Genomic DNA, 23122 nt, shown 5'->3' with positions numbered 1-23122 from the left:
AACGGAGCATCACGTCATCCCGCGTGCGGACGCGGGATGACGTCCGTAAGACCGGGTCCTAGAGATCCGAGGGAAGATCGGCGCCGAGCCACTTCTGCGATATGGCGTTCAGCGCGCCATCGGTTTTTGCGGCGGCGACAATGCCGTTCACCTTCTCCAGAAGGGCTGCCTGTTCCTTGTTGAGGCCGATGTAGCAGGGCGAGTTCTTGATGAGGAACTTCATCTCAGGGCGCTTGGGGGGATTTTTGGCGAGGATCGCAGCGGCCACGACGTTGCCGGTGGCGATGGTGTCGACCTGGCCGGACAGAAAGGCCGAGATAGTGCCATTATTGTCCTCGTAGCGCTTGATCGTCGCGTTGGCCGGCGCGATCTTCGTCAGCTCGAGATCCTCCACGGCGCCGCGCGTGACGCCGATGCTCTTGCCGGCGAGATCTTCCACCTTGGCGATCGAAAGATCGGCCGGTGCGAACACGCCGTTGAAGAAGGGTGCGTAGGCCGTGGTGAAATCGATCACTTTTTCGCGCTCCGCATTCTTGCCGAGGCTTGATATCACCAGATCGACCTTGTTCGTCTGCAGATAGGGGACGCGGTTGGCGCTGGTGACCGGCACGAGTTCGGTCTTGACGCCCAGCTTTTCGGCAATGAGATTGGCCACGTCGATATCATAGCCCATCGGCGCCATATCGGTACCGACGCTGCCGAAGGGCGGGAAATCCTGCGGGACCGCGACACGCAGCGTCCCGCGCGCGGTGATGTCGGCGAGAGCATCGGCGTAGGACGCCGAGCCGAAGCCGAAGGTTGCAGCCAGGGTCGCGATTGCGAAGAAGACTCGTCTTGTCAGCATGGTTTAATTGCTCCTTTGAAGTTGTGGTTTTTTGGGTCTGACAGTTGGGAGACCGAGGGCACGGTCTTGGGAGGAAGTGACAGGGAACTGCGCAGTTCCGAGAGCGGATCGGGGCGGGTGGTGAGGTCGAGGCCCATTTCCACTTCGTCCAGATGTTCGATAGAGAGCTCGGCAGCTCTGGCGAAATCGCCCGCTTGCATGGCCTCGAAGATGCGGCAATGCCCGTCGTGAGACTGGGCTGCATGAAATTCAGACTGATAGAGCATCGAAATGAGGATCGTCCTCGCGGTGAGATCGCGGAGGATATCGACGATGATGGCGTTACCGCTCAATTCTGCGATGCGGATGTGGAAATCGCCCATCAAATAGGTCAGGCGCTGGCGGTCGCCCGCAGCCATTGCGCTTTTTTCCTCGTTCAAATGCGCGTCGAGCGCTTCCCGTCCCTCGTCTGTCAATACACGCATGCTGCGCAGCAATCCGGCCTCGATGACGCGCCGCGCCTCATAGACCGCGATCGCCTCTTCAGCGGACGGCTCGACGACAAACCAGCCCCGTCTCGGACTGACATGCACGATACCGCGTGTTTCCAGGCGCATCATAGCTTCCCGAACGCGGGTTCGAGACACGCTGAAGAGCGCCGCCAGCTGGTTTTCGCTGAGACGCGTACCGGGCCGAATCCTGGCTGAAAGAATCCCGGAGACGATCGTCTCCTCGATGGTCTTCTGCGTGCTCTCAGATGTGTGGCTATCTTGCATACAAGACAGGAAAGCAAAGCTCGTGCCAAAATCCTGCGTTCAGGATTTCCAAGACGTCTCGGATCCCTCCCCCAGGAATTTGCACGCTGGGAATGCAGACTGAGCGCAAATTGAGCGAGTGTCTGCAACTCCTTGCCAACTCCTCAGCGTCGGCCGCCCAAAGCCGGCAAAGCCCCTATCGAAAAGTTGCTTGCGGCTGGACCGCTTCGGCTTATATAGTCATGATAGTCACTATAGTCAGGATATAGCGAATGCAGCCATCACGACCAGAGGATAAAAATTGGACCGTCGCCAGTGCGAAGGCCAAGCTGTCTGAGGTTATCGAACGCGCGCAAGCAACGCCGCAAACGATCATGCGCAATGGTAAACCAAGCGTCGTCGTCGTTTCGGCCGAAGAATGGCAGCGGAAGACCGCGCGCAAGGGCACCCTTGCAGAGTTTCTGATGCAATCGCCGCTGAGTGGCGCCGATCTGGACCTCGGACGACAGCGCGACGAACCGCGTGATCTCCAGCTGTGAGACTTCTGCTGGACACCAATGTGCTTTCCGAGGTGACAAGGCCGCGTCCCGATGCACGTGTCCTGCAATGGCTGGACAGTCTCGACGAGGATCGCTCATTCATCAGCACCGTATCGATCGCGGAGATCCGGCGTGGTGTTGCATTGATGGAAAGCGGCCGGAAGCGCGACGCGCTGGCTGAATGGCTTGCACAGGACCTGCCGCAGCGCTTCGAGCAGCGCGTCACCCCTGTCGACCAGCCGGTTGCGATAGTCTGGGGCGACCTGATGGGGCTCGCAAAGCGAAGCGGACGCGGCTTGTCGTCAATGGACGGCTTGATTGCCGCCACCGCGATTGCTCACGATCTCACTCTCGCCACCCGTAATATAAAGGATTTCGAAGGTTTTGGGATCGAGCTTGTCGATCCTTGGATAGAGCGCCCATGACGATCCGCAGAGCGGACCGTCACGGGATCTTTCTTTTCGTCTAGTTGAAACTCGAGGTTTTGAGGAATTCCGCGAGCCGTTCGGTCTTCGGATGCACGAACATGTCCTTCGGATCGCCTTCCTCGCAGATGACGCCCTGGTTCATGAAGATGACGCGTGACGAAACGTCGTAGGCAAAGCGCATCTCGTGCGTGACGAGCAGCATGGTCATGCCGTCGGCGGCAAGCCCCTTGATGACCTGGAGCACTTCGCCCACCAGTTCCGGGTCAAGCGCGGAGGTCACTTCGTCGAACAGCATCAGCCTCGGCGACATGGCGATGGCGCGAGCGATCGCGACGCGCTGCTGCTGGCCGCCGGAAAGCTGTCCGGGATAATGGTTCGAGCGGGCGGAAAGGCCGACACGATCGAGCCATTTTTCCGCGATGGCGCGGGCATCCGGCTTGGTCATTTTTTTCACCTTGACGAGGCCGAGCATGACGTTTTCAGCGGCACTCATATGCGGAAAAAGATTGAACTGCTGAAACGCCATGCCGGTCAACGCGCGTTGGCGTGCAATCTCTTTCTCGCTCTTGCGGCGCCGCGTCGCGCCTTCGGCGCGGTATCCGATCTCCTCGCCGTCGAGGCTGATCGTGCCGCCCTGGAATTCTTCGAGCATGTTGATGCAACGCAGCAAGGTGGTCTTTCCGGAGCCGGACGAGCCGATGATGGAAATGACTTCGCCCTCCTCAACGGCGCAATCGACGCCCTTGAGGACTTCGTGGATGCCGTAAGTCTTGCGCAGACCCTGGATGTCGAGAATGGTCTTGGCCATCGGGGGAACTCCTCAGGACGGCAGGGCGGTCTTGCGCTCGACATATTTGCCGAAGTGCTCGATGCCGTAGTTGATGATGAAATAGAGACCACCGGCCAGGAAATAGAACTGGAGGCTCATGAAATTGCGGGAGATGATCTCCTGCGTGCGCAGGAGAAGCTCGGCGACGCCGATGACGGAGAGCAGCGTCGAGGCCTTCACCATCTCGGCCGCCGTATTCACCCAGGCCGGCAGGCACTGGCGCATGGCCTGCGGCCACAGCACCGAGGTGAAGGTCTGGGTAAAGGTCAGGCCGATCGCCTTGGCTGCTTCGGTCTGCCCCTTCGGGATCGCCTGAAGCGCCCCACGCACGATTTCGCCGACATGGGAGGAGCAGAAGATGGCAAGGGCGAGCACACCGGCAGAGAACGGCCCGAGATCGAGGCCGACGGCAGCGGAGACATAGTAGCTCGCCAGCACCAGCACGAGCACCGGCGTGCCACGGATGATATCCGTATAGGCGCGCACGGCCAGACGCAAAACAACGCCGCCATAGACGAGCGCCAAGCCGACGAACACGCCGAGTACGGAGCCCGCGAGGATGGCCAGGAGGGAGATCGACACGGTCACGCCGATGCCGTTCATGATGACGTATCGGGCGATCCAGAGTTGTTCGAGAAAGGTGTGGGACATCGGCTTATCTCTGCAGGGCCAGACGGCGCTCGATGAAGCGCATCACGGCGGCGATGAGGAAACAGGTCGCGACATAGAGCGCGGATGTGACCATCCAGGTCTCTATGACGCGGAAGCTCTCGACATTGATCTTGCGGGCGGCAAAGGTCAGTTCCGGCACGGCGATGGCGGCGGCAAGCGAGGTGTCCTTGAAGAGAGAGATGATCGTCGAGGACAACGATGGCAGCACGTTGCGCAGCATCAGCGGAGCGATGATGGAGCTGCGGATCTGCATCCCCGTCAGGCCGATGGCAAGCCCCGCTTCCGTCAACCCTCTCGGAATAGACAGCAGCCCGGCACGGAACACCTCGGCCAGATAGGCGCCGGAATAAAGCGACAGAACCAGGACGAAGCTTTTTATCTTGTCGAGGCGAAAGCCCATCTGCGGCAGCGCGAAAAAGACGAAAAGCACCAGGACGAGAATCGGCAGGTTGCGAATGACAGTGACATAGACCCGCGCCGGCACGACCGCAAAGCGGCTTTTGGACGTCAGCGCGAAGGCCACCACAAGACCGATCGCGGCCCCGATCAGGATCGAGATCACGGCAAGGCCGAGGCTGAGCGCGAGCCCGCTCAAAAGAAAATCGAAATTGCGCCAGACGGCAGCGAAATTCAACGTGTAACCCATACGGGACGCCCTTTCAGACCAGAGCATGATACCGAAAAGTGCGAGCGGTTTTCGGCGTCATGCTCTCACTCTTTAAGTGCAGAGCGGGAAACATGCCCCGCTCCGCATGGCTGTTACTTGAACTCGACCGGGAAGCCGATCTGCGGCGGCGTCAGATCTTTGCCGAACCAGGTCTTGAAGGACTTGGCGTAAAAGTCGAATTCAACGCCGGTCATGGCTTCGTGCAGGGCGGTGTTGACGAAGTTCAGCCAATCCTGATCGCCGCGCTTGACGGCGCAGGCGTAGGTCTGCGGGTTCCAGCCGTAGCCAGCATCTTTATAGCGGCCCGGATTCTGGGTCATGTACCAGGCGAGCGACGACTGGTCCGTGGCGACTGCATCGGCACGTCCCGATTCCAGTGCCTGATAGATCAGGTCGACGGAATCGTACTGGTCGACGGTCGCCTCCGGCAAGGCCGCATGCACCATCGCCTCGGCGTAGACGTTCTGGAGAACCGAGATGGTGACGGAGGAGCCTGCCGCCTTGAGGGCGGCGTAGTCGCCATATTTGCCATCCGCCTTGAGCATCAAGCCGACACCCTCGCGATAATAAGGAATGGTGAAGGCAACCTGCTGGGCGCGCTCGCCGGTAACAGTCATGAACTGGCAGGTGATGTCGACTTTGTCGGTGGTGATGTTCGGGATGCGGGCGTCGGAGGACTGGTTCACATACTCGATCTTTTCGGGATCACCGAAGAGCGCCTTGGCGATGATGTGGCCCATGTCGACGTCGAATCCCTGAAGCTTGTCGTCGGCGCTCTTGAAGTGCCAAGGCGCATTGGTGCTGCCCGTGCCGAGGACGAGATGGCCGCGGGCCAGCACTTCATCGAGCTTGCTGCCTTCGGCCAGAGCAGGCGTGGACAACAGAGCGGCGACGGCCAGCGACATCACGCCGGTGCGAAAGGAAATGGTCATGGCGTTCCCCTTATGGATGGTTCCTATTGTTCCAGTATAATGGACGCATATCTGTTTTACTGGAACAATGTTATGAAGTGCCATCAAGGATGAATTGTCAATGGGTCATGCTGAAAAAGCGCGCAGCGGCGCGCGTGGCGATTTTTTCGGCAGTGCAGGATGTATAGGCAGGTTCGACAAACATGCTGTGATGTTTTCCGACGATCTCCCTCAACTCGTAACCAAGCGCCCTGCAGAAGCTTTCGTTTGCGGTGAGGATATCGCCCGATAAATCAAACTCGATCATGGCTTGCGAATTCGACAGAGCCGCAAGAACCTCGACAGCATCTGCACCACGATCAAGAATACTCACGCGCGACGCGCGCGTCCGACGTGACATCGTTGGGATCGAGCCCCTTCGCCTCGAGCACGAAGGAACCAGACGATCGTCGGCCAGGAATTCGCTGGCCGTGGTCGTCGCCATCCGGTCGCGAAAATAGGCAAATTTCTTCGTCCGCCGCGTCGGTCGCTTCCGTCAACTCGTCGCCTTCGAGATATCGGATCTTGTCCTGCTTGCAGTAGGTTGCATAGTCGTCGGAGAAACGGTCACGTCACCATTGCTGTCGAAGTTGATGGCTTCGGCGACTAACCGGTCATCATCGAGGCTGTTGTAATTGCTTCGAGTCCGAGCATCGCTTTCCAGGATTTTTCGAATGCGCTTTAGGCGGCGCCGACGCCTGCGGCAAAGATGGCAATGCAGCGGCGAAGATGGGCAAACAGTTGAGCCCGATCGGGCCGGGCCCGCGCGCGCCCTTCCGGCGGACCCATGCCGCCGAGGATCATATCCATCAGCATCCGGGCTCCGCTCGCCGTATCGTCCAGCGTCAATCTGCCTTCCGACCGGCGTTCGCTCAACCAGTCGGCGAGATTCTGGTGGCTGGCAAGCATGCCTTCGCGCTGCAGGATATCGACAAGTTCCGGAAATTGCGCCGCTTCGCGAAAGACGAGCTGCAGGAAGCCGGTGCGATCGGCATCCTTGTCCTCATCCATATCGATCATGAAGATACGTTCGAGGCTCGCGGCGATCGAGATATCTTCAGCAGGCCTGGGCAGATCGAGCATCAGGCGTCGATGCGCGCCGACCACGGCAGCAAACAACTCTTCCTTGCTCTGAAACAGCTTATAGAGCGTCTGCTTCGAAACGCCCGCCTCGGAGGCGACGATCGCGGTCGTGCTTCCGGCATAACCGTATTTGACGAAAACGCGGCCGGCGACTTCAACGATATGCGCCCGCTTGTCCTCGTCGCTGGAAACTTTCGGCCGGCCCCGCTTGCGCGGCTCAGCCGCAGTCTCGTCGACAATATCCATGATGGTCTAGACCACTCTGCCGAAACGCGTAGCGACGACCTGAGAACGTAGACTACGATTTCTGAGGGATAGTGTTCTCGGTTGTGGCATTAGTGATTTCGATTTAAAGAACTAATCAGTTCTGCAATGCGCGTTGCGTCCCCACCTCCCTAGCGATGGAGCGCTTATGACGACCATTTCTGCTGCAACATCAGTCTCTTCCTATTTCTATAGCAAGCGCCCGACATCCGCGTCCCAGAACATCTTATCCTCTAATACGGTTTCGTCGGCAAAAGCAACCAAAAGCGGGCAGCTCGACGGAGACACGTCGAGCAGCGCCGATCCGATATGACGTTGGTATCGAGAAAGATCAAAGTTCGATGCCTTGTTTGCCCGCCTGTCCTCTTTGATAACTGATTCAAGGTCGATATCCGTGCCGCTTTGCTGCAGAAGACGAGCATAGAAGGTCGTGGCTGCCTCGCGGCCGGCTTCCCGTATTTCATGCGATTCGAGAGCCCCCTCAACGATGTCAGCTATTGAGCGATTTTCGCGCCGGGCAAAGCCGATGCGCAAGATCGCGTGCCTTCGCACTGCACGGAAAGTTGAGGTTCAGCCATGTCGGTCTCCTCTCACCTGTATATAGCATCAGTCAGCCATCAACATGGCAACTGATGGCTTGATACCACAAGTATTCAGGGTCCTGATTTTGTTCCGATGTCTAAAAGAATTAACCATATCTCAGTGGTCTTACGAAATAATGCCATACGTAGATCAGGCATCTCGAAGCAGAGAGGCCAAAAGTTATTTGGAGACAGTCTTGGCACTTACCATTGCTCGTAGTCTAGTGGCGTTTGGTGTCGCCGTTTCAGCCGGCCTTTTCATGTCGATCGGTTTGCAGCAATCGGCGCTCGAACGGCTGAAAGTCAACGGGCCGGTTTATGAGCAGGTCGTCTACGGCAAAGATTTGATTGCCGATATTCTGCCGCCGCCGCTGTTTGTGGTCGAATCCTACATGCTGTCCTTCGAGGCAAGCAAATTTCCCGAACTCACAGAAACCAATCTTGCCAAGATCGCAAATCTCAAGGCCGCTTACGACGACCGCCGCGCCTATTGGAAAACCACCCGGCTGCCGCAAGCTTTGAAGGACGAGCTTGAAAACGATGTCATCGGCAAGGGCGATACATTCTGGGGGGTGATGAACCGTGAGATCATCCCGGCCCTGAATGCCAAGGATGAAGACAAGGCGCATGGTGCGATCGAGCAGCTGCGCGTCGCCTTCCATTCGCACCAGGATGCAGTCGAGAAACTCGTTGCCAATTCCGACGCCTTCCTGAAGGGCGAGGAGCGCAATGCTGCCTCGGAGATCGTCACCTGGACGATCTATGCGGGTGCTGCGGGTCTCGGTTCGTTCGGGCTGTTGCTGGTGGGGCTCTATCTCTTGCGTCGCCGAGCAATCGTGCCGCTCGATGGCATGAAGGCCTATATGGGCAACCTTGCCGAAGGCGACTTTTCGACCGAAGTTCCCTATGCCAACCGGTCCGACGAGATCGGAGCCATGTCCAAGGCCGTGGCGGTATTCCGCCACAACGCGCTTGAGCGGCAAGACGCGCAGAAGCGCGAGACCGCACTGCGCGATGCGGAATTTGAGCGCGAACGCAGCCAGCTGGCCGAAAGGGCCGCAGAGGAGCAGATCCGCGAAACGGTGATCGATCGGTTGACATACGGCCTGGAACAGCTGTCGACCGGCAATCTCGATTGCCGGATCACGACGCCGTTCGCCGCCGCCTATGAGACTTTGCGCGCGAAGTTCAACGACAGTATGGACGCGCTTTGCGCTTCGATGGCCGAGATCGCCCAGACCTCCAAGCAGGTGGGCAGTTCCTCGGCCGGCATCACCGATGCAGCCGACAGCCTTGCCTCACGCACGGAACAGCAGGCCGCCATGCTCGAAGAGGCAACAGCCGCGCTCGATGAGATGAATGCCAAGGCGAAGGACGCCTCCGCTCATGCCGGCAAGGCAACCGGCATGATGGCCGAGACGCGCACCAGCGCCGAACATTCGGCCGCCGTCGTTCGCGAAGCCATCGCCGCCATGGAAAGGATCGAAGGCTCGTCCTCCCAGATCGGCGATATCGTCAATGTCATCGATGAAATCGCCTTCCAGACCAATCTTCTGGCGCTCAATGCCGGGGTTGAAGCCGCCCGTGCCGGCGAAGCAGGCAAGGGTTTCGCCGTCGTGGCGCAGGAAGTGCGCGAACTCGCCTTGCGCTCGGCCAACGCCGCCAAGGAGATCAGAGCACTGATTTCCACCTCCTCGTCTCAGGTCTCCACCGGGGTGCAGCTTGTCAATCGCACCGGCAAGGCGCTGCTGGAAATCGAAGGCCAGGTCGAGCAGGTTGCCGGCCTGATCGCCCGTATCGTTTCGGTGTCATCCGAGCAGGCGGTGGCGATCGGCGAGATCAACGCCTCCGTCAACGCCCTCGATCAGGTGACGCAACGCAACGCGGCCATGGCCGTCGAAACCGCCTCGGCCTGCCGGGCGCTCGGCAGCCAAACGCAGACGCTGGAAGGGGTGGTAAACCGCTTTCAGATCGACGCGGGAGCCAGCACCTCAAGACCGCAAAAAGCGGCTTGAGGTGTGATCAGCAGTCGAAACTGACCCCGCCTCGCCTGTCCGATCACCTAGAGCATGATGCCGAAAAGTGTGCGCGGTTTTCGGACGACATCATGCTCTAACCATTTAATTTAGAACAGGATTCAGATTTTAGGCCGACCCGGCCTAAAATCATCCTGTTCTAGCGGTAACGATCGCCACGACAGCAACGCAGTCACCAGCCTTGACCAGCCCCGGGAAATGCCGGGCACAAAGAATGCCGTTCATGCCGGCGCGGATCTCGCGGGGGGCCACTCCGGTCCGCCCGGTCGGATAGATGCGAGCGATGACGGCATTGTCGGTGACGACTTCACCGAGATCGATAACAGGTTCGATCAACCCACCCTCCTCTGCGAAGGAGAAGCAGCGGCCGTCCGGCATGTCGAGCCAGGTCGTCGGGCCGGGATCGACGGCGCCCGCGACGATCCCTGCGTGGCGTAGCACGTTCATGGTGCCGCGCTTGGCAATCGCAGCACTTTTGGCCGTGGCAGTGCCGCCGCCGCCGAGTTCCGTGGTGATGAAGATCTTGCCCATTTCCTCGGCCGCGGTGTCGTACATGCCGACCGCATCGATCTCCAGCATCTTCATCGAATAGGGAGCGGCAAACGCCGTCACGAATTCGAAGGCTTTTTCCTGCTGTTGCTTGTTCGGCAGGATGTGGGCGGCGCAGAACGGCAGAAAATCGAGCGTCTTGCCGCCGGAATGGAAGTCGAGGACGAGATCCGCCATCGGCAGAAGCACACGGCCGAAATAGTCGGCGATCTTCTCCGTCACCGTGCCGTCCGGCCGGCCCGGGAAGCTGCGGTTCATATTGCCTCTGTCGATTGGCGAGGTTCTGGTTCCCGCCAGGAATGCCGGATAATTCATGGCCGGCACGATGATGACAGTGCCGTTCACGTCTTCGGCCTTCAGCGAGCGGGCAAGATCGAAAAGCGCGATCGGTCCCTCGTATTCGTCGCCGTGATTGCCGCCGGTCAGCAGCGCCGTCGGTCCCTTGCCGTTCCGGATGACCGTTATCGGCACCATCACCGATCCCCAGGCGGAATCGTCGCGGCTGTAAGGCAGGCGCAGGAAACCGTGCTGGACGCCCTCGGCGGCAAAATTGACCGTCGCGCTGATCGGCGACGGCCGCAAGCCAATTTCTGTCATGACAGCCTCAATCCTTCACCATCAGCCTGCGCGGCACGTCGGCGAAGCATTCGACACCACTGTCGGTGATGAGGATGCTCTCGGTCGTCTCGAAACCCATGTCCTCGAGCCAGAGGCCGGTCATGAAATGGAAGGTCATGCCGGGCTTCAGTTCCGTCCGGTCGCCGGGACGCAGGCTCATGGTGCGCTCGCCCCAGTCCGGCGGATAGGAAAGGCCGATCGGGTAACCCGTGCGGTTGTCCTTGACAATGCCGTATTTCTTCAGCACCGCGAAGAAGGCGTTGGCGATATCCTCGCAGGTATTGCCGGGTCTGGCGACGGCAAGACCGGCTTCCATGCCCTCCAGCGTCGCCTTTTCGGCATCGAGAAAGGCCTGTGTCGGCTTGCCGAGGAAGACGGTGCGCGACAATGGCAAGTGATAGCGGTTGTAGCAGCCGGCGATCTCGAAGAATGTGCCTTCGCCCCTCTTCATCGGCCGGTCGTCCCAGGTCAGATGCGGTGCGGATGCTTCGACGCCGGACGGCAGCAGCGGCACGATCGCCGGATAATCGCCGCCAATGCCGTCGACGCCGCGAGTTCCGGCATCATAGATTTCCGCGACCAGATCGCACTTGCGCATACCGACCTCGATCTTGTCGAAGATGCGGGCGTGCATCGCCTCGACGATACGGGCGGCATTGCGCATGTAGCCGATCTCAGTCTCGCTCTTGACGGCTCGCTGCCAGTTGACGAGGGCGGTTGCATCGACGAAGCGCGCATTCGGCAGGTGCTTCTGCAGCGCCGCATAGGCCGCCGCCGAAAACCAGTAATTGTCCATTTCGACGCCGATCGTCAGCTTGCCGAAGCCGCGCTCGGTCAGGATGCCCGAGAGGTAATCCATCGGGTGGCGCTCGGTCGACTGCACGTAGTGATCGGGATAGCCGACGATGTTGTCGTGCTTCAGATAGGCGGTGAACTTGGCGCCATTGGCATCCTGACCGCGGCCGAACCAGATCGGCTCGCCCTGCGGCGGCACGATCACCGCCTGGTGCACGTAGAAGGACCAGCCGTCATAGCCGGTCAGCCAGGCCATGTTCGACGGGTCGCTGATAACAAGCAGGTCTACGCCCTTCGTCTCCATGGCACGCCGTGTCTTTTCCAGCCGCGCGGCATATTCGCCGAGCGAGAATTTGAGTTTGGGCTGGGTCATGTTTCTTCCCTTCTCTTCCGGCGCCGCGCCGGTCAGCTTTCGAATGTGGTCCCGGCATTCGCCGCACCGGCGCGGGCAAAGGCGAGCGTGGCGATGGCGGTGTCCTGGATGCCGGTCCCGGTCAGGTCCGCAATGGTGATCTGGTCGCTGCGTATCCGCCCCGGCGTCCGGCCGGCGACGATCTGGCCGAGCTCGGCAAAGACCGCATCGGCCGCGACCAGGCCGGCGTCGATGGCGTGATGCAACTCGCCGAGGCGCCGCGTCTGCTTCAAGCTGTCGGCGACGTAGAGGCCGGCACCCGCGATGGCGGCCGGATCGATCTCGTTCTTGTGCTCCGCATCCGAGCCCATGGCCGTCAGATGCTGTCCGGGTTCCAGCCACCCGGCCTCGATGATCGGCGTTTCGGACGGCGTGGTAGTGACGATGAGATCAGCGCCGGTCACCGCATGTCTGGCGTCCGCTGTCGCGACGACGGGAAACCCGAGCTTTGCCGCCAATTCGGCTGCCACGCTTTGCGCCTTGGCAGCATCGCGCGCCCATATCCTCGCCTCGCGGATTGGTCGGACCAGCGTCAGTGCTTCGAGCTGCAGCCGCGCCTGCATGCCTGCGCCGAAGATCGCGGCCACGGATGCATTTTCCCGCGACAGATGTTTCGCCGCGACGGCGCCGGCTGCTGCGGTGCGCACGTCGGTGAGATAGCCATTGTCCAAGAGCAGAGCCTGCACCAGTCCGGTTCGGCTCGACAGCAGCACCATCATGCCGTTGGTGCTCGGCAGACCAATCTTCGGATTGTCGAAGAAACCGGGGCTGATCTTGATTGCGAAGCCCTCGATGCCGGGCACATAGGCCGTCTTCACATCGACTTCGCCCCGATATTCCGGAATGTCGAGCCGCAGGATCGGCGGCATTGCGATAGCCTTGGTGGCAAGGGCTGCGAAAGCGGCCTCGACGCAATCAACCGCATCGCGATCAAGCGCGATGACTTTCCTCAGTTCCGCTTCCGTCAGAATGATCATTCGGCTCATAATCGGTCCTCCCCGCGCGTTGCCGTCTTGCCGTTGATCACCCGTAGGTGCTGCTCCATATCGACATTCGCGCCGGACAGGATCACGACGATGGGACCGTCGCCCCTGATTTTCCCGGCAAGCAGTGCGGCGATGCCGACCGCGCCAGCGCCTTCGACCACCTGGCGTTCGGCCGCATAGGCATGGCGCATGCCGGCGGCGATTTCCGCCTCCGTCAGCAGGATGACCTCGTCGAGAAGGTCGCGGCACATGGCAAAGGTGACGCGATTGTCGAGGCCGATGCCGCCGCCGAGCGAGTCGGCAAGGCTCGGCACTTCCTCGACCTGCACCGGCCGTCCAGCATCGAGGCTTGCCTTCATCGCGGCACCCTTCTCCATCGTCAGGCCGATCACTTTGGTCGTCGGACTGATGCCTTTGACCGCAGCGGCAACGCCGGCCGCAAGGCCACCGCCCGAGAGCGGCACCAGCACGATTGCCGCCTCCGGCAGGGTGTCGATGATTTCGAGCCCCAGTGTTCCCTGCCCGGCCACGACATCAGGATCATCGAAGGGCGGGACCATCACCAACCCCTCCTCGCGAACCAGCCGATCGACCTCCTGCTGCGCCTCGTCCTGTGATACGCCGACGATGCGGACATCGGCACCGAGGCGACGGATTTCCAAAATCTTGTTCTCCGGCACCAGCCGCGACATGCAGATGGTCGCAACAGCGCCTTCCGCCTTTGCCGCATAGGCAAGCGCCCGGCCGTGATTTCCGGTCGAGGCCGCGACGACGCCGCGCGAGCGCTCCGCCGGCGACAAGGACAGCACCGCATTGGTCGCGCCGCGCAGCTTGAAGCTGCCGGTCGTCTGATGATGTTCGAGCTTGAGATGGACAGGTACGCCGGCCAATTCGCCGAGTGAAAGGGACTGCACCATCGGCGTGCAGATCACGCGGCCGGCAATCCGGCGCGCCGCCGCACGGATATCCTCCAGCGAAACGGGCAAGGTGCTCACCATGATCTCAGCCGTCCCGGTAGGGCTTGGTCATCAATTGACCGAGTTCGGGCCGCGCCCGATCGTCGCCGCAAAGCCGCAGGCAAGCCCAGGCGGTCGCGAGATTGCTGGTGACCACCGGCTTGCCGATTTCAGCCTCGATCCCAGCCGCGACCTCTGCTGCCCGCACCGCCGTACAGGAGATAAACAGCGCGTCCGACTGCGGTGCCAGCGCCTGGCGCGCGAAGGCAAGGATCTCGTCCGGCGCGATCCGCGCCATCTCGCGATCATCGGTCAGGCCGAGACAGGTGAAGCGGTCGATCGCAAAGCCGAGCTCCGCGAAATAATCCGCCATCGGCCGGCTGGTCTCGATCGTATAGGGCGTCAGCACCGAAATCCGTCTGGCGCCCAGCGCCTTCAGGCCAGTCACCGCGGCAGCCGTCGGCGTCACGACGGAAACGCCGGGCTTGGCCGCATGGATCGCCGCCTCGATATTCCGGTCGCCGATCACCACCGAGGCGGAGGTGCAGGAATAGACGATCGCATCGAGCGCCTCGTCCGGCAGGATCAGTGCCGCGCCTTCCGTCAGCGACGGCTGCATCCTCAAGAGGTTTTCCGGCGTGACCGGATTGGCATAATGGATGCGACTGACATAGACCCCGAGGCGATGACTGGCGACCATGCGCTGGAAGTCGACTTCCGTCGTGTGGTCGGTCGCGAGGATGACCAGGCCGATGCGCTTTTCCAGCGGCCGATCCTCCAGCCGCGGCGGCCGGCCGGCAGCGATGATCTCGATCTCTACAGTCATGGTCAGTCATCCATCCTGGCGTAGCGTTCCTCGAGCCAGCGTAATCCCACGACCGAGATCAGGCTGATGACGAGGAAGAAGACGCCGACCAGCGTCATCGGCTCGATGTAGCGGTAGTTGCTGTTGGCGATGCTCTTTGCCTGATTCATGAGTTCGAGCACGGTGATCGCCGAAAGCAGCGGCGTCTCCTTGAACATGGCGATGAAATAATTGGCGAGCGCCGGGATCATCGGCGGGATCGCCTGCGGCAGGATCACGTGGATCCAGGCCTGGCGCGTCGACAGATTGGTGGCCTTGGCCGCCTCCCATTGTCCGCGCGGCACGTTCTCGATGCCGGCGCGATAGACCTCGGCGGTATAGGTCGCATAGTGAATGCCCATGCCGATGACGCCGGCGACCAGCGGCGCCAGCCGGATGCCGATATCCGGCAGCACGTAGAAGATGAAGTAGAGCTGCACCAGCAGCGGCGTGCCGCGGATGAATTCCGAGACGAAGGCGACCGTCCTGGAAATGCCAGCGACCGGTGATCGCCGTGCAATGGCGAGCCCCAGGCCGGCGATCATGGCGACGGCAGCGCCGAGGATGGTCGCGAGAAGAGTGATCTTGAACCCTTCGAGAAGGGTCGGCATGATCTGCCAGACGAAGTCCCAATCCCATTCCATCTGATCAGGTCCTTATGCCGTCGAGGCTGCGCGCCATCCGCCGCTCCAGCCAGCGCATCGTCGCGGAGATCGCCGAGGCCATGAGGAAATAGAGGATGAGGATCGTCGCGAAGGGCACCAGCGTATTGCCGGTCTGCGCCCGCACCACCTGGGCCTGGAACGTCATATCCGTCAGCGAGATCAGCGACACGACGGCCGTGCCCTTCAGGAGTTCGATCGCATTGTTGCAGAAGGTCGGCAGCATCAGCGGCAGCGCCTGCGGCAGGATGACGTGACGCATGCGCTGATATCGCGAAAGGTTGAGCGCGATGCAGGCTTCCGACTGTTCGCGCCCGACAGCCTTGACGGCGCCGCGCACCACTTCCGCCGCATAGGCGCCGACATTCAGCCCGAGCGCCAGCACGCCCGCCTGTAGCGGCGTCAGGGTCAAGCCCGCAAAAGGCAGCACGAAATAGACCCAGAAGAGCTGGACGAAGATCGAGGTGCCGCGGAAGAACTCGATATAGGCCGTCGCCAGAGCGCGCACGGCGAAGAAGCGCGACAGGCGGCCAAGGCCCGCCAGGAAGGCCATCACCAGCGCCAGCGCAGACCCCATGATCGTCAGTTCGAGCGTCACCAAGGCGCCCTCAAGGATCAGTGTCAGATAGCCGGACCATACCGACATCGGCAACTCACTTCCTAGAGCATGTCGCGCAAAACTGTGCAGCGGTTTTGCGATAACGACATGCGTAAAAACAAGGACCTAAAGCGCGAGGAGTGCATCTGAAAGATCGCGACGCGCTTTAGGAGATCGTTCGAGGGGGATCCGGCCATGCCCATGGCATGGCCGGCTGCTTACCTTTTGTTACTTCGCCGCGGCGCAGAGCTTTTCGCGGCTCGTCGACATCGCCGCCTTGGCCGAGAAGCCGTAGGGCTCGATGATCTTGGCGAATTCGCCGGATTCCTTCAGCTTCTTCAGCTCGACATCGAAGGCGTCGCGAAGGGCAACATCCTGCTTGCGGAAGGCCGCGCCATCGCAATAGACCGGCGCATTGACCACGGGAGCGACGGTTTCGAGGTTCGGATCGTTTGCCTTGGCCATCAGATCGTGGATCGACAGAACCGGCAGCGAGTAAACGTCGATACGGCCGTCCTGCAGCATCTTGATGCCGCTCTGGCCATCCGGAACGACGATGACGCGATCACGCGGCACGCCGGCCTCAAGCGCCAGCTTCTCCTCGGTGCCGCCGCCCGGCGCGCCGATCTTGGCGTCCGGATTGTCGGCGATGTCCTTGTAGCTCGTCAGCTTCAGCGGATTGCCCTTCTTGAGAGCGAAAGCTTCGGCGTCGCAAAGGATCGGTTCGGAATAGGCGACGGCGTTGCAGCGCTCGGGCTTCATGAAGAGGCCTGCGGTGATCGCGTCGTGGCGGCCGGCCTGCAGGCCGGGGATCATCGCGCCATATTCCGAGATCGAGGCGACCACTTCCTTGATGCCCAGCTTTTCGAAGATTGCGCGCGCCACATCGGGTGCGGCGCCGGACACCTTGCCATCGGCGCCGACGGCGGTGAACGGCGGCTCGTTGGCGATGGCGATACGCGCAAAGCCTTGCTCCTTCAGCTGCTCGAGCTTGTCATCGGCGGCGGAGGCAGGCGCAGCCGCCGTGACCAGAAGCACCGACAGGCTGGCGGCGCTCAAAAGATATCCTGTTTTCATCGTTCCCAACTCCTCTGATTTTCCTTGAGTTTTGTTCTTGCGGGCAATGTCTGAGGTCAGACGCGGTGCCCCGCCGCAATGATCTTGCGCAGGAAAGTCTGCGTCCTCTCCTGCGTCGGATTGCGAAAGATGTCGCCTGGCTTGCCTTCCTCGACGATCTTGCCGCGATCGAAAAACAGCACACGGTCGGCGAAATCATGGGCGAAGCCCATCTCATGCGTGACGAGAAGCATGGTCATGTCGGTCTCGGAGGCGAGCCGCCGCATGACGTTCAGCACCTCCTCGACCAGTTCCGGATCGAGCGCCGAGGTCACCTCGTCGAACAGCATGATCTTCGGCGACAGCGCCAGCGCCCTGGCAATGGCGACGCGCTGCTTCTGCCCGCCGGAAAGCTGCGCCGGAACGCTCTTTGCCTTGTCGGCCAGGCCGACCATATCGAGAAGCTCCATCGCCCGCTTTTCAGCCACGGGCCGCTTGATACCCTTGGTCAGCATCGGCGCCAGCGTCACGTTGTCGAGCACGCATTTATGCGGGAACAGATTGAAATGCTGAAAGACCATGCCGATCTTTTCGCGCATGCGATGCAGATGCCGTTCATCGGCCGGCACCAGCCCACTGCTACCAGGCATGTGGTAGAGCTGTTCGCCGTCGACCTCGATATGGCCGCCGCTGATCGTCTCCAAAGTCATCAGAATGCGCAGGATCGTCGTCTTGCCGGAGCCGGATGGCCCGATCAGCGCCAGCTTCTCGCCCGGCATGACATTCATCGACAGGCCGTCGAGCACGGTCAGCGGGCCGTATTTCTTGACGATATTGTCGATGCGGATGATGGGCGGAAGCATTCATGTCTCTCCCTGTTGAGACAAGCAATGTCCTAACGATGACGGCCCATCAAAATCATGTCAATTCGTAAAATAATATCATGACAATTATTCTGCACACGCTCAAATACAAGGCAGCGGCATCAGATCGCAAGCAGCAGCTCTTCCGGATTGCCTTGCGCCAATGAGGCGACGATGCCGAGCCCCGTCCGCAGCTCGCTTTCGGTTGTCGAGCCAAGCGAGATGCGCACGGCTGGCGTCCAGCCTTGATCGCCGGTGTGGAACGATTTGCCAGGCGCGATCGCCACGCCGCGCAGCCTTGCCTGCGATACGAAGCCGTCCTCCGTATGATTGCCTGAGAGCGGCAGCCAGACGTGCAGGCTTTGCGGATGCGCCCGGTACGGCAGGCCGGCCAGCATCTCCGCCGCGATCGCGTGCCGGCTCAAAAGGGCACGGCGCTGCCAGTTGACCAGCTCCATCGCCGTGCCGTCGCTGACCCAGCGGGTGGCGATCTCGGCCATGGCAGGCGTCGCCATCCAGTTGGAGACGAGATGCCGGTTGGCGACGGCGGCGACATAGCGGTCGGGCGCGGTGAGATAACCGATCCGCAGGCCGGGAACAGTAATTTTCGTGAAGCTCGTAACGTAGAGTGTCCGCTCCGGCGCAAACGCGGCCATCGGCGGCGCACGACCCTCGACCATCGGGCCGAGAATATCGTTTTCGATGATCGCGATATCATGTTTCGCAGCGACGGTGGCAAGCGCCTGCCTGCGCTCCGCGCTCATCAGCGCCGCCATCGGATTGATCACCGAGGGCTGCAGAAAAATGGCCCGGATCGGTCCCTTTCGGCAGGCTTCGTCCAGCGCTTCGGGGATCATGCCCTCCTCGTCGATCGCCAGCCCTTCGAGGTGCAGACCGAGATAGGTGGAGAGCGGAACCAGCGTATGATGGCTGATCGCTTCGGTCGCAACCGTCGAGCCGGGCGGGGCGACGCTCATCAGCGCCACCGTCATGCCCGATGTCGCACCGTTCGTCACGCTGATGTTCAGCGGCGATACCTCCAGCCCGCAGCGCGCCAGCCATTCCGTGGCGACCGCGCGGTGGCGCGGAAATACCATGTTCGGCCTGAACGAAAGCGCCGAGCTGGAAGGCAGGTTTTCCGAAAGCCAGCCGAAGGCCTGCCGCAGCCTTTCCAAATGGATCTGCTCGCAGACCGGCTTCAGGATCGACAGGTCGATCACCTCGCCCAGCCGTTCCGGCAGGTAGGGCGGTTCCGGCTCGCGCGGCCTGGTCTGGACGAAGCTGCCGCGTCCGATCTCGCCTGTTATCAGCCCCCGGCGGATCAGCTCGTCATAGGCGCGGCTGACCGTCTGCACGGAAAGATGCAGATCGTCCGCCAGCTTGCGATGCGGCGGCAATTGTGTGCCGTCGGAGAGCTTGCCGTCCGTGATCGCGCTTGCGATCTGTTCGGCAAGCGAGAGATAGGCCGGCCGGCGAAGTTGCGAGGGATCGGGGCGCCACTTTGTCATGATTTCAACACTGCTGAAAATCAGTTCAATTGACAATGCCAAAATGCGCTCCCATTGTCTTTTCGCTGCGTTTGAAATGATTTCTTTCTAAAGAAAGCACCATGAAGCTCGACGCCATCGACCTGCGCATTCTCGACGCCGTCCAGCGCGACGGCCGTATCACCAAACTGGCGCTGGCCGAAAAGGCCGGACTGTCGCCGACGCCGTGCTGGATGCGGCTGCGCAAGCTCGAAAAGGCGGGTGTTATCACCGGCTATCACGCGCGCATCGCGCCGCGGCGCATCGCTCCGGTCGCCAACGTGATGATGGAAGTGACGCTCGCCAACCATCGCCAGGCGGATTTCGAGCGCTTCGAGCGCGCCGTGACCGCAATCCCGGAGATCGTCGCCTGCTGGTCGGTCGGCGGCGGCGTCGATTACATCCTGAAAATCATCGCGCCCGATATCGATGCCTATCAGCGGCTGGTCGACGGGCTTCTCGACCGCGAACTCGGCATCGACCGCTACTTCACCTACATCGTGACCAAGACGGTCAAGGAGGACACCGTCCTTCCGGTCTCTTCCTTCACTGCCACCGGTGAAGAACCGAGCGCGTTGTAGACAATCTCTCTGCCAGGCCGCCGTCCTTTAGACCATCTCTCTCTTTTTGCATCCGCCAACAGACAATCTCTCGCCCGCTCCCGTGGAAGACTGACGTCAACCGCCACGAGGAGACTGGACATGACCGCCGTTTTTGCCCGCCCTGCCTATCATGACGCGCTGTCGCGGCTTACCGACCGTCATCTCCTGCGCGATCTGGCCTATGTCGGCGGCCGGTGGATCGCCGGCAAATCAGGGAAAAGTTTCGAGGTCACGGATCCCGCTTCTTCGGCGACGCTGGCCTGGGTTGCAAGGCTTGGCGCCGATGAGACGGCGGTGGCGATCGATGCGGCGTCGGAGGCTTTCGCCAGCTGGCGCGCAATGCTGCCGCAGAGCCGCGCGGCGATCCTGCGCAAATGGTTTGAGCTGATGCTTGCGGCCAAGGAGGATCTGGCACTGATCATGACGCTCGAGCAGGGCAAGCCGCTTGCGGAATCGCGTGGCGAGATCGATTACGCCGCCTCCTTCGTCGAATGGTATGCCGAGGAAGGCAAGCGGCTGAACGCCGAGAGCGTCACTAGCCATCTGCCCGATGCGGAAATGATCGTCCGGCGCGAGGCGCTCGGCGTCGTCGGCATCGTCACGCCCTGGAACTTCCCCTCTGCCATGCTCACCCGAAAGGCTGCTGCAGCGCTGGCCGCCGGCTGCACGGTCGTCGCCCACCCCTCCTCCGAAACGCCGCTTTCGGCACTGGCGCTTGCCGAGCTCGGCGAACGGGCGGGCATTCCCGCCGGAGTCTTCAACGTGGTCACCGGCAACGCCGCAACGATCGTCGGACGGATGTGCACCGATGTCCGCGTGCGCGCCATGAGCTTTACCGGCTCCACCGGGATCGGACGGCTGATCGCCGCCCAATGCGCACCGACCCTGAAGCGGTTGGTGATGGAACTCGGCGGCCACGCCCCGCTGATCATCTTCGACGACGCCGATATAAAAAAGGCGGTCGACATCGCCATCAACGCCAAGTTTGCCACATCAGGCCAGGATTGCCTCGCCGCCAATCGCATTTTCGTCCAGCGGCGGATCGCCGATGCCTTTGCCAAGGCCTTCGCAGACCGCATTGCCGAACTGAAGGTTGGTCCAGGGCTCGAAGACAGCGCCGAGATCGGGCCGCTGATGCATGAACGCGCCGTCGCCAAGGTCGAGGGACAGGTCGCCGACGCGCTGGCGCATGGCGCACGGCTCGTCACCGGCGGCAGGCGCCACAAGGCCGGTCGGCTTTTCTATGAGCCGACGTTGCTGACCGATGTGCCGGCGGATGCGCTGATCATGCGCGAAGAGACCTTCGGGCCTGTTGCGGCGGTTACCACTTTCGACACTGAAGACGAGGTCATCGCCCGCGCCAACGATACCGAATATGGTCTTGTCGCCTATATCGTCACGGAGAACGGCGCCCGCCAGATGCGGCTCGGCCGCGCACTGGAATACGGCATGGTCGCCGTCAACCGCGTAAAGATCACCGGCGCTCCCATTCCCTTCGGCGGCTGGAAGCAATCCGGCCTCGGCCGCGAGGGTTCACGCCATGGGCTCGAGGCCTTCACCGAGCTCAAATATCTCTGCATCGACACGGCCGCCTGACCCCATTTCAAGTGAGCCCCCATTCAAGAAAGAGGCTACGACATGCTCGACAGAAGCAACGAACTCACCGCCTGGGACCGCGATCACTTCTTCCACCCCTCGACCCATATGGGCGGGCATGCCCGCGGCGAGACGCCGACCCGTGTCGTCGCCGGCGGCGAAGGCGTCTACATCACCGACACGACAGGCCGCAAAAGCCTCGACGCCTTTGCCGGCCTCTATTGCGTCAATGTCGGCTACGGCCGCCAGAAGATCGCCGACGCGATCGCCGAACAGGCGAAGAACCTCGCCTATTACCACGCCTATGTCGGCCACGGCACGGAAGCCTCGATTACGCTGTCGAAGATGATCATCGACCGCGCCCCCGCCGGCATGAGCCGCGTCTATTTCGGTCTCTCCGGCTCGGATGCCAACGAGACCAACATCAAGCTCATCTGGTACTACAACAACATCCTCGGCCGTCCGGAAAAGAAGAAGATCATCTCGCGCTGGCGCGGTTATCACGGCTCCGGCGTCATGACCGGCAGCCTCACCGGCCTTGCGCTCTTTCACAACGCTTTCGATCTACCGCGGGCACCGGTGCTGCACACCGAAGCGCCCTATTATTTCCGCCGCCCCGACCGGTCGATGAGCGAAGAGCAGTTCTCGCAATATTGCGCCGACAAGCTCGAGGAGATGATCATTACCGAAGGCCCGGAAACGGTCGCCGCCTTCATCGGCGAACCCATCCTCGGCACCGGCGGCATCGTGCCGCCGCCGAAAAGCTACTGGCAGAAGATCCAGGCCGTGCTCGACAAATATGACATCCTGCTCGTCGCCGATGAAGTCGTCACCGGCTTCGGCCGTCTCGGCACGATGTTCGGCTCGGATCATTACGGCATGAAGCCGGACCTGATCACCATCGCCAAGGGCCTGACCTCGGCTTACGCCCCCCTTTCCGGCACGATCGTTTCGAACAAAATGTGGCAAGTCCTGGTGCAGGGTTCCGACCAGCTGGGCGCGATCGGGCACGGCTGGACCTATTCCGCCCATCCGATCTGTGCTGCAGCAGGCATTGCCAATCTCGAACTGATCGACGAACTCGGCATTGTCGAAAATGCCGGCACGACCGGCGCCTATTTCCGTTCGGAACTTGCAAAGGCCGTCGGCGGCCACCGCAACGTCGGCGAAGTCCGCGGCGACGGACTGATGGCGGCCGTCGAATTCGTCGAGGACAAGGACGACCGAAAGTTCTTCGATGCCGGCCGCAAGATCGGTCCGCAGGTTGCCTCCGCCCTCCTCGAACGCGGCGTCATCGGCCGCGCCATGCCGCAGGGCGACATCCTCGGCTTCGCCCCGCCGCTTTGCCTGACACGCGAGGAGGCCGACATCGTGGTCAAGGCCGCGGCGGATACGATCGAAACCGTCTTCAAGAACATCTGAGGGAGAAGAG

General features: G+C 61.3%; 23 protein-coding genes and 4 pseudogenes. 6 read left to right on the top strand and 21 right to left on the bottom strand.

The genetic code is table 11. From position 1 onward, the window contains the following. Window positions 1–58: 58 nt before the first annotated feature. From RlegSU303_RS24865 to RlegSU303_RS34580, 3 genes and pseudogenes are all read right to left on the bottom strand, one after another. Window positions 59–844, bottom strand: a complete 786-nt coding sequence (locus tag RlegSU303_RS24865) for a transporter substrate-binding domain-containing protein (protein ID WP_094088146.1) — start codon at window positions 842–844, stop codon at window positions 59–61. Beyond that, window positions 838–1440 (bottom strand): GntR family transcriptional regulator, encoded by a 603-nt coding sequence (locus RlegSU303_RS24860; protein WP_374108227.1) that lies wholly within the window; start codon window positions 1438–1440, stop codon window positions 838–840. Before RlegSU303_RS24860 ends, RlegSU303_RS24865 begins: the two co-directional genes overlap by 7 nt. Window positions 1441–1443: 3 nt before the next feature. Further along, window positions 1444–1599 (bottom strand): annotated as a pseudogene (locus tag RlegSU303_RS34580) (GntR family transcriptional regulator); the annotation flags it as partial. A gap of 251 nt (window positions 1600–1850) precedes the next feature. Here RlegSU303_RS34580 and RlegSU303_RS24855 point away from each other — a divergent pair. Next, on the top strand, window positions 1851–2117 hold the full coding sequence (locus RlegSU303_RS24855) for a type II toxin-antitoxin system Phd/YefM family antitoxin (protein ID WP_131627368.1): 267 nt from the start codon (window positions 1851–1853) through the stop codon (window positions 2115–2117). Continuing rightward, entirely contained in the window at window positions 2114–2542 is a 429-nt protein-coding gene (locus tag RlegSU303_RS24850; RefSeq protein WP_131627370.1) for a type II toxin-antitoxin system VapC family toxin, read from the top strand. The genes RlegSU303_RS24855 and RlegSU303_RS24850 overlap by 4 nt, the downstream gene beginning before the upstream one ends. Window positions 2543–2582: 40 nt before the next feature. Here RlegSU303_RS24850 and RlegSU303_RS24845 read toward each other — a convergent pair whose 3' ends face one another. The 8 genes and pseudogenes from RlegSU303_RS24845 to RlegSU303_RS24810 form a co-directional block, all read right to left on the bottom strand. Next, a complete protein-coding gene (locus tag RlegSU303_RS24845) occupies window positions 2583–3353 on the bottom strand; it encodes an amino acid ABC transporter ATP-binding protein (protein WP_017956575.1) in 771 nt (256 codons plus the stop codon). Between the two features lie 12 nt (window positions 3354–3365). Continuing rightward, window positions 3366–4025: an amino acid ABC transporter permease gene (locus tag RlegSU303_RS24840; protein WP_024319797.1), complete on the bottom strand. Its 660-nt coding sequence runs from the start codon at window positions 4023–4025 to the stop codon at window positions 3366–3368. A gap of 4 nt (window positions 4026–4029) precedes the next feature. Further along, window positions 4030–4692 (bottom strand): amino acid ABC transporter permease, encoded by a 663-nt coding sequence (locus tag RlegSU303_RS24835; protein ID WP_131627372.1) that lies wholly within the window; start codon window positions 4690–4692, stop codon window positions 4030–4032. A 113-nt stretch (window positions 4693–4805) separates the two neighbouring features. Continuing rightward, window positions 4806–5645: a transporter substrate-binding domain-containing protein gene (locus RlegSU303_RS24830; RefSeq protein ID WP_029871147.1), complete on the bottom strand. Its 840-nt coding sequence runs from the start codon at window positions 5643–5645 to the stop codon at window positions 4806–4808. Between the two features lie 142 nt (window positions 5646–5787). After that, a pseudogene (locus RlegSU303_RS24825) lies at window positions 5788–6024 on the bottom strand (PAS domain S-box protein); the annotation flags it as partial. After that, window positions 6011–6339: pseudogene (locus RlegSU303_RS34410) on the bottom strand (DUF1217 domain-containing protein); the annotation flags it as partial. The pseudogenes RlegSU303_RS24825 and RlegSU303_RS34410, both read right to left, overlap by 14 nt. A 5-nt stretch (window positions 6340–6344) precedes the next feature. Then, a complete protein-coding gene (locus RlegSU303_RS24820; protein ID WP_131627374.1) occupies window positions 6345–6992 on the bottom strand; it encodes a TetR/AcrR family transcriptional regulator in 648 nt (215 codons plus the stop codon). 363 nt (window positions 6993–7355) lie between these two features. Beyond that, window positions 7356–7588: pseudogene (locus RlegSU303_RS24810) on the bottom strand (plasmid stabilization protein); the annotation flags it as partial. A gap of 200 nt (window positions 7589–7788) precedes the next feature. Here RlegSU303_RS24810 and RlegSU303_RS24805 point away from each other — a divergent pair. Next, complete coding sequence (locus RlegSU303_RS24805; RefSeq protein ID WP_131627376.1) at window positions 7789–9606, top strand: methyl-accepting chemotaxis protein; 1818 nt, start codon at window positions 7789–7791, stop codon at window positions 9604–9606. Window positions 9607–9756: 150 nt separating this feature from the next. Here RlegSU303_RS24805 and doeB read toward each other — a convergent pair whose 3' ends face one another. The 10 genes from doeB to ehuR form a co-directional block, all read right to left on the bottom strand. Next, entirely contained in the window at window positions 9757–10773 is a 1017-nt protein-coding gene (doeB, locus tag RlegSU303_RS24800; protein WP_017956582.1) for a N(2)-acetyl-L-2,4-diaminobutanoate deacetylase DoeB, read from the bottom strand. 7 nt (window positions 10774–10780) lie between these two features. Then, window positions 10781–11962 (bottom strand): ectoine hydrolase DoeA, encoded by a 1182-nt coding sequence (doeA, locus tag RlegSU303_RS24795; protein ID WP_094088150.1) that lies wholly within the window; start codon window positions 11960–11962, stop codon window positions 10781–10783. Between the two features lie 32 nt (window positions 11963–11994). Further along, entirely contained in the window at window positions 11995–12987 is a 993-nt protein-coding gene (gene eutC / locus RlegSU303_RS24790) for an ectoine utilization protein EutC (protein WP_131627378.1), read from the bottom strand. Then, a complete protein-coding gene (gene eutB / locus RlegSU303_RS24785; protein WP_017956585.1) occupies window positions 12984–13985 on the bottom strand; it encodes a hydroxyectoine utilization dehydratase EutB in 1002 nt (333 codons plus the stop codon). Before eutB ends, eutC begins: the two co-directional genes overlap by 4 nt. A 4-nt stretch (window positions 13986–13989) precedes the next feature. Then, window positions 13990–14769 (bottom strand): ectoine utilization protein EutA, encoded by a 780-nt coding sequence (gene eutA / locus RlegSU303_RS24780; RefSeq protein WP_131627380.1) that lies wholly within the window; start codon window positions 14767–14769, stop codon window positions 13990–13992. Between the two features lie 2 nt (window positions 14770–14771). Beyond that, the gene (gene ehuD / locus RlegSU303_RS24775) at window positions 14772–15431 is read right to left on the bottom strand and encodes an ectoine/hydroxyectoine ABC transporter permease subunit EhuD (protein ID WP_017956587.1); all 660 of its coding nucleotides are present in this window, start codon (window positions 15429–15431) and stop codon (window positions 14772–14774) included. Between the two features lie 4 nt (window positions 15432–15435). Continuing rightward, a complete protein-coding gene (ehuC, locus tag RlegSU303_RS24770) occupies window positions 15436–16095 on the bottom strand; it encodes an ectoine/hydroxyectoine ABC transporter permease subunit EhuC (RefSeq protein WP_003550191.1) in 660 nt (219 codons plus the stop codon). A 180-nt stretch (window positions 16096–16275) separates the two neighbouring features. Further along, complete coding sequence (ehuB, locus tag RlegSU303_RS24765; RefSeq protein ID WP_017956588.1) at window positions 16276–17124, bottom strand: ectoine/hydroxyectoine ABC transporter substrate-binding protein EhuB; 849 nt, start codon at window positions 17122–17124, stop codon at window positions 16276–16278. Between the two features lie 56 nt (window positions 17125–17180). Beyond that, entirely contained in the window at window positions 17181–17966 is a 786-nt protein-coding gene (ehuA, locus tag RlegSU303_RS24760; protein WP_017956589.1) for an ectoine/hydroxyectoine ABC transporter ATP-binding protein EhuA, read from the bottom strand. A 122-nt stretch (window positions 17967–18088) separates the two neighbouring features. Then, window positions 18089–19474 (bottom strand): MocR-like ectoine utilization transcription factor EhuR, encoded by a 1386-nt coding sequence (gene ehuR, locus RlegSU303_RS24755; protein ID WP_051077313.1) that lies wholly within the window; start codon window positions 19472–19474, stop codon window positions 18089–18091. A gap of 101 nt (window positions 19475–19575) precedes the next feature. Between ehuR and RlegSU303_RS24750 the strand changes: the two genes are divergently transcribed. The 3 genes from RlegSU303_RS24750 to RlegSU303_RS24740 all read left to right on the top strand — a co-directional run bounded on the left by RlegSU303_RS24750 (window position 19576) and on the right by RlegSU303_RS24740 (window position 23112). Then, on the top strand, window positions 19576–20073 hold the full coding sequence (locus RlegSU303_RS24750) for an Lrp/AsnC family transcriptional regulator (RefSeq protein WP_017956591.1): 498 nt from the start codon (window positions 19576–19578) through the stop codon (window positions 20071–20073). 120 nt (window positions 20074–20193) lie between these two features. Next, window positions 20194–21690 (top strand): NAD-dependent succinate-semialdehyde dehydrogenase, encoded by a 1497-nt coding sequence (locus RlegSU303_RS24745; protein WP_131718950.1) that lies wholly within the window; start codon window positions 20194–20196, stop codon window positions 21688–21690. Between the two features lie 42 nt (window positions 21691–21732). After that, window positions 21733–23112: an aspartate aminotransferase family protein gene (locus RlegSU303_RS24740; protein WP_131718951.1), complete on the top strand. Its 1380-nt coding sequence runs from the start codon at window positions 21733–21735 to the stop codon at window positions 23110–23112. Window positions 23113–23122: the final 10 nt, after the last annotated feature.

The sequence above is a fragment of the Rhizobium sp. SU303 genome, assembly GCF_021052345.1.
GTDB lineage: Bacteria > Pseudomonadota > Alphaproteobacteria > Rhizobiales > Rhizobiaceae > Rhizobium > Rhizobium laguerreae.
The sequence above is the reverse complement of the archived record's forward strand: the minus strand, read 5'-3'. Positions and strand labels throughout refer to the sequence as shown.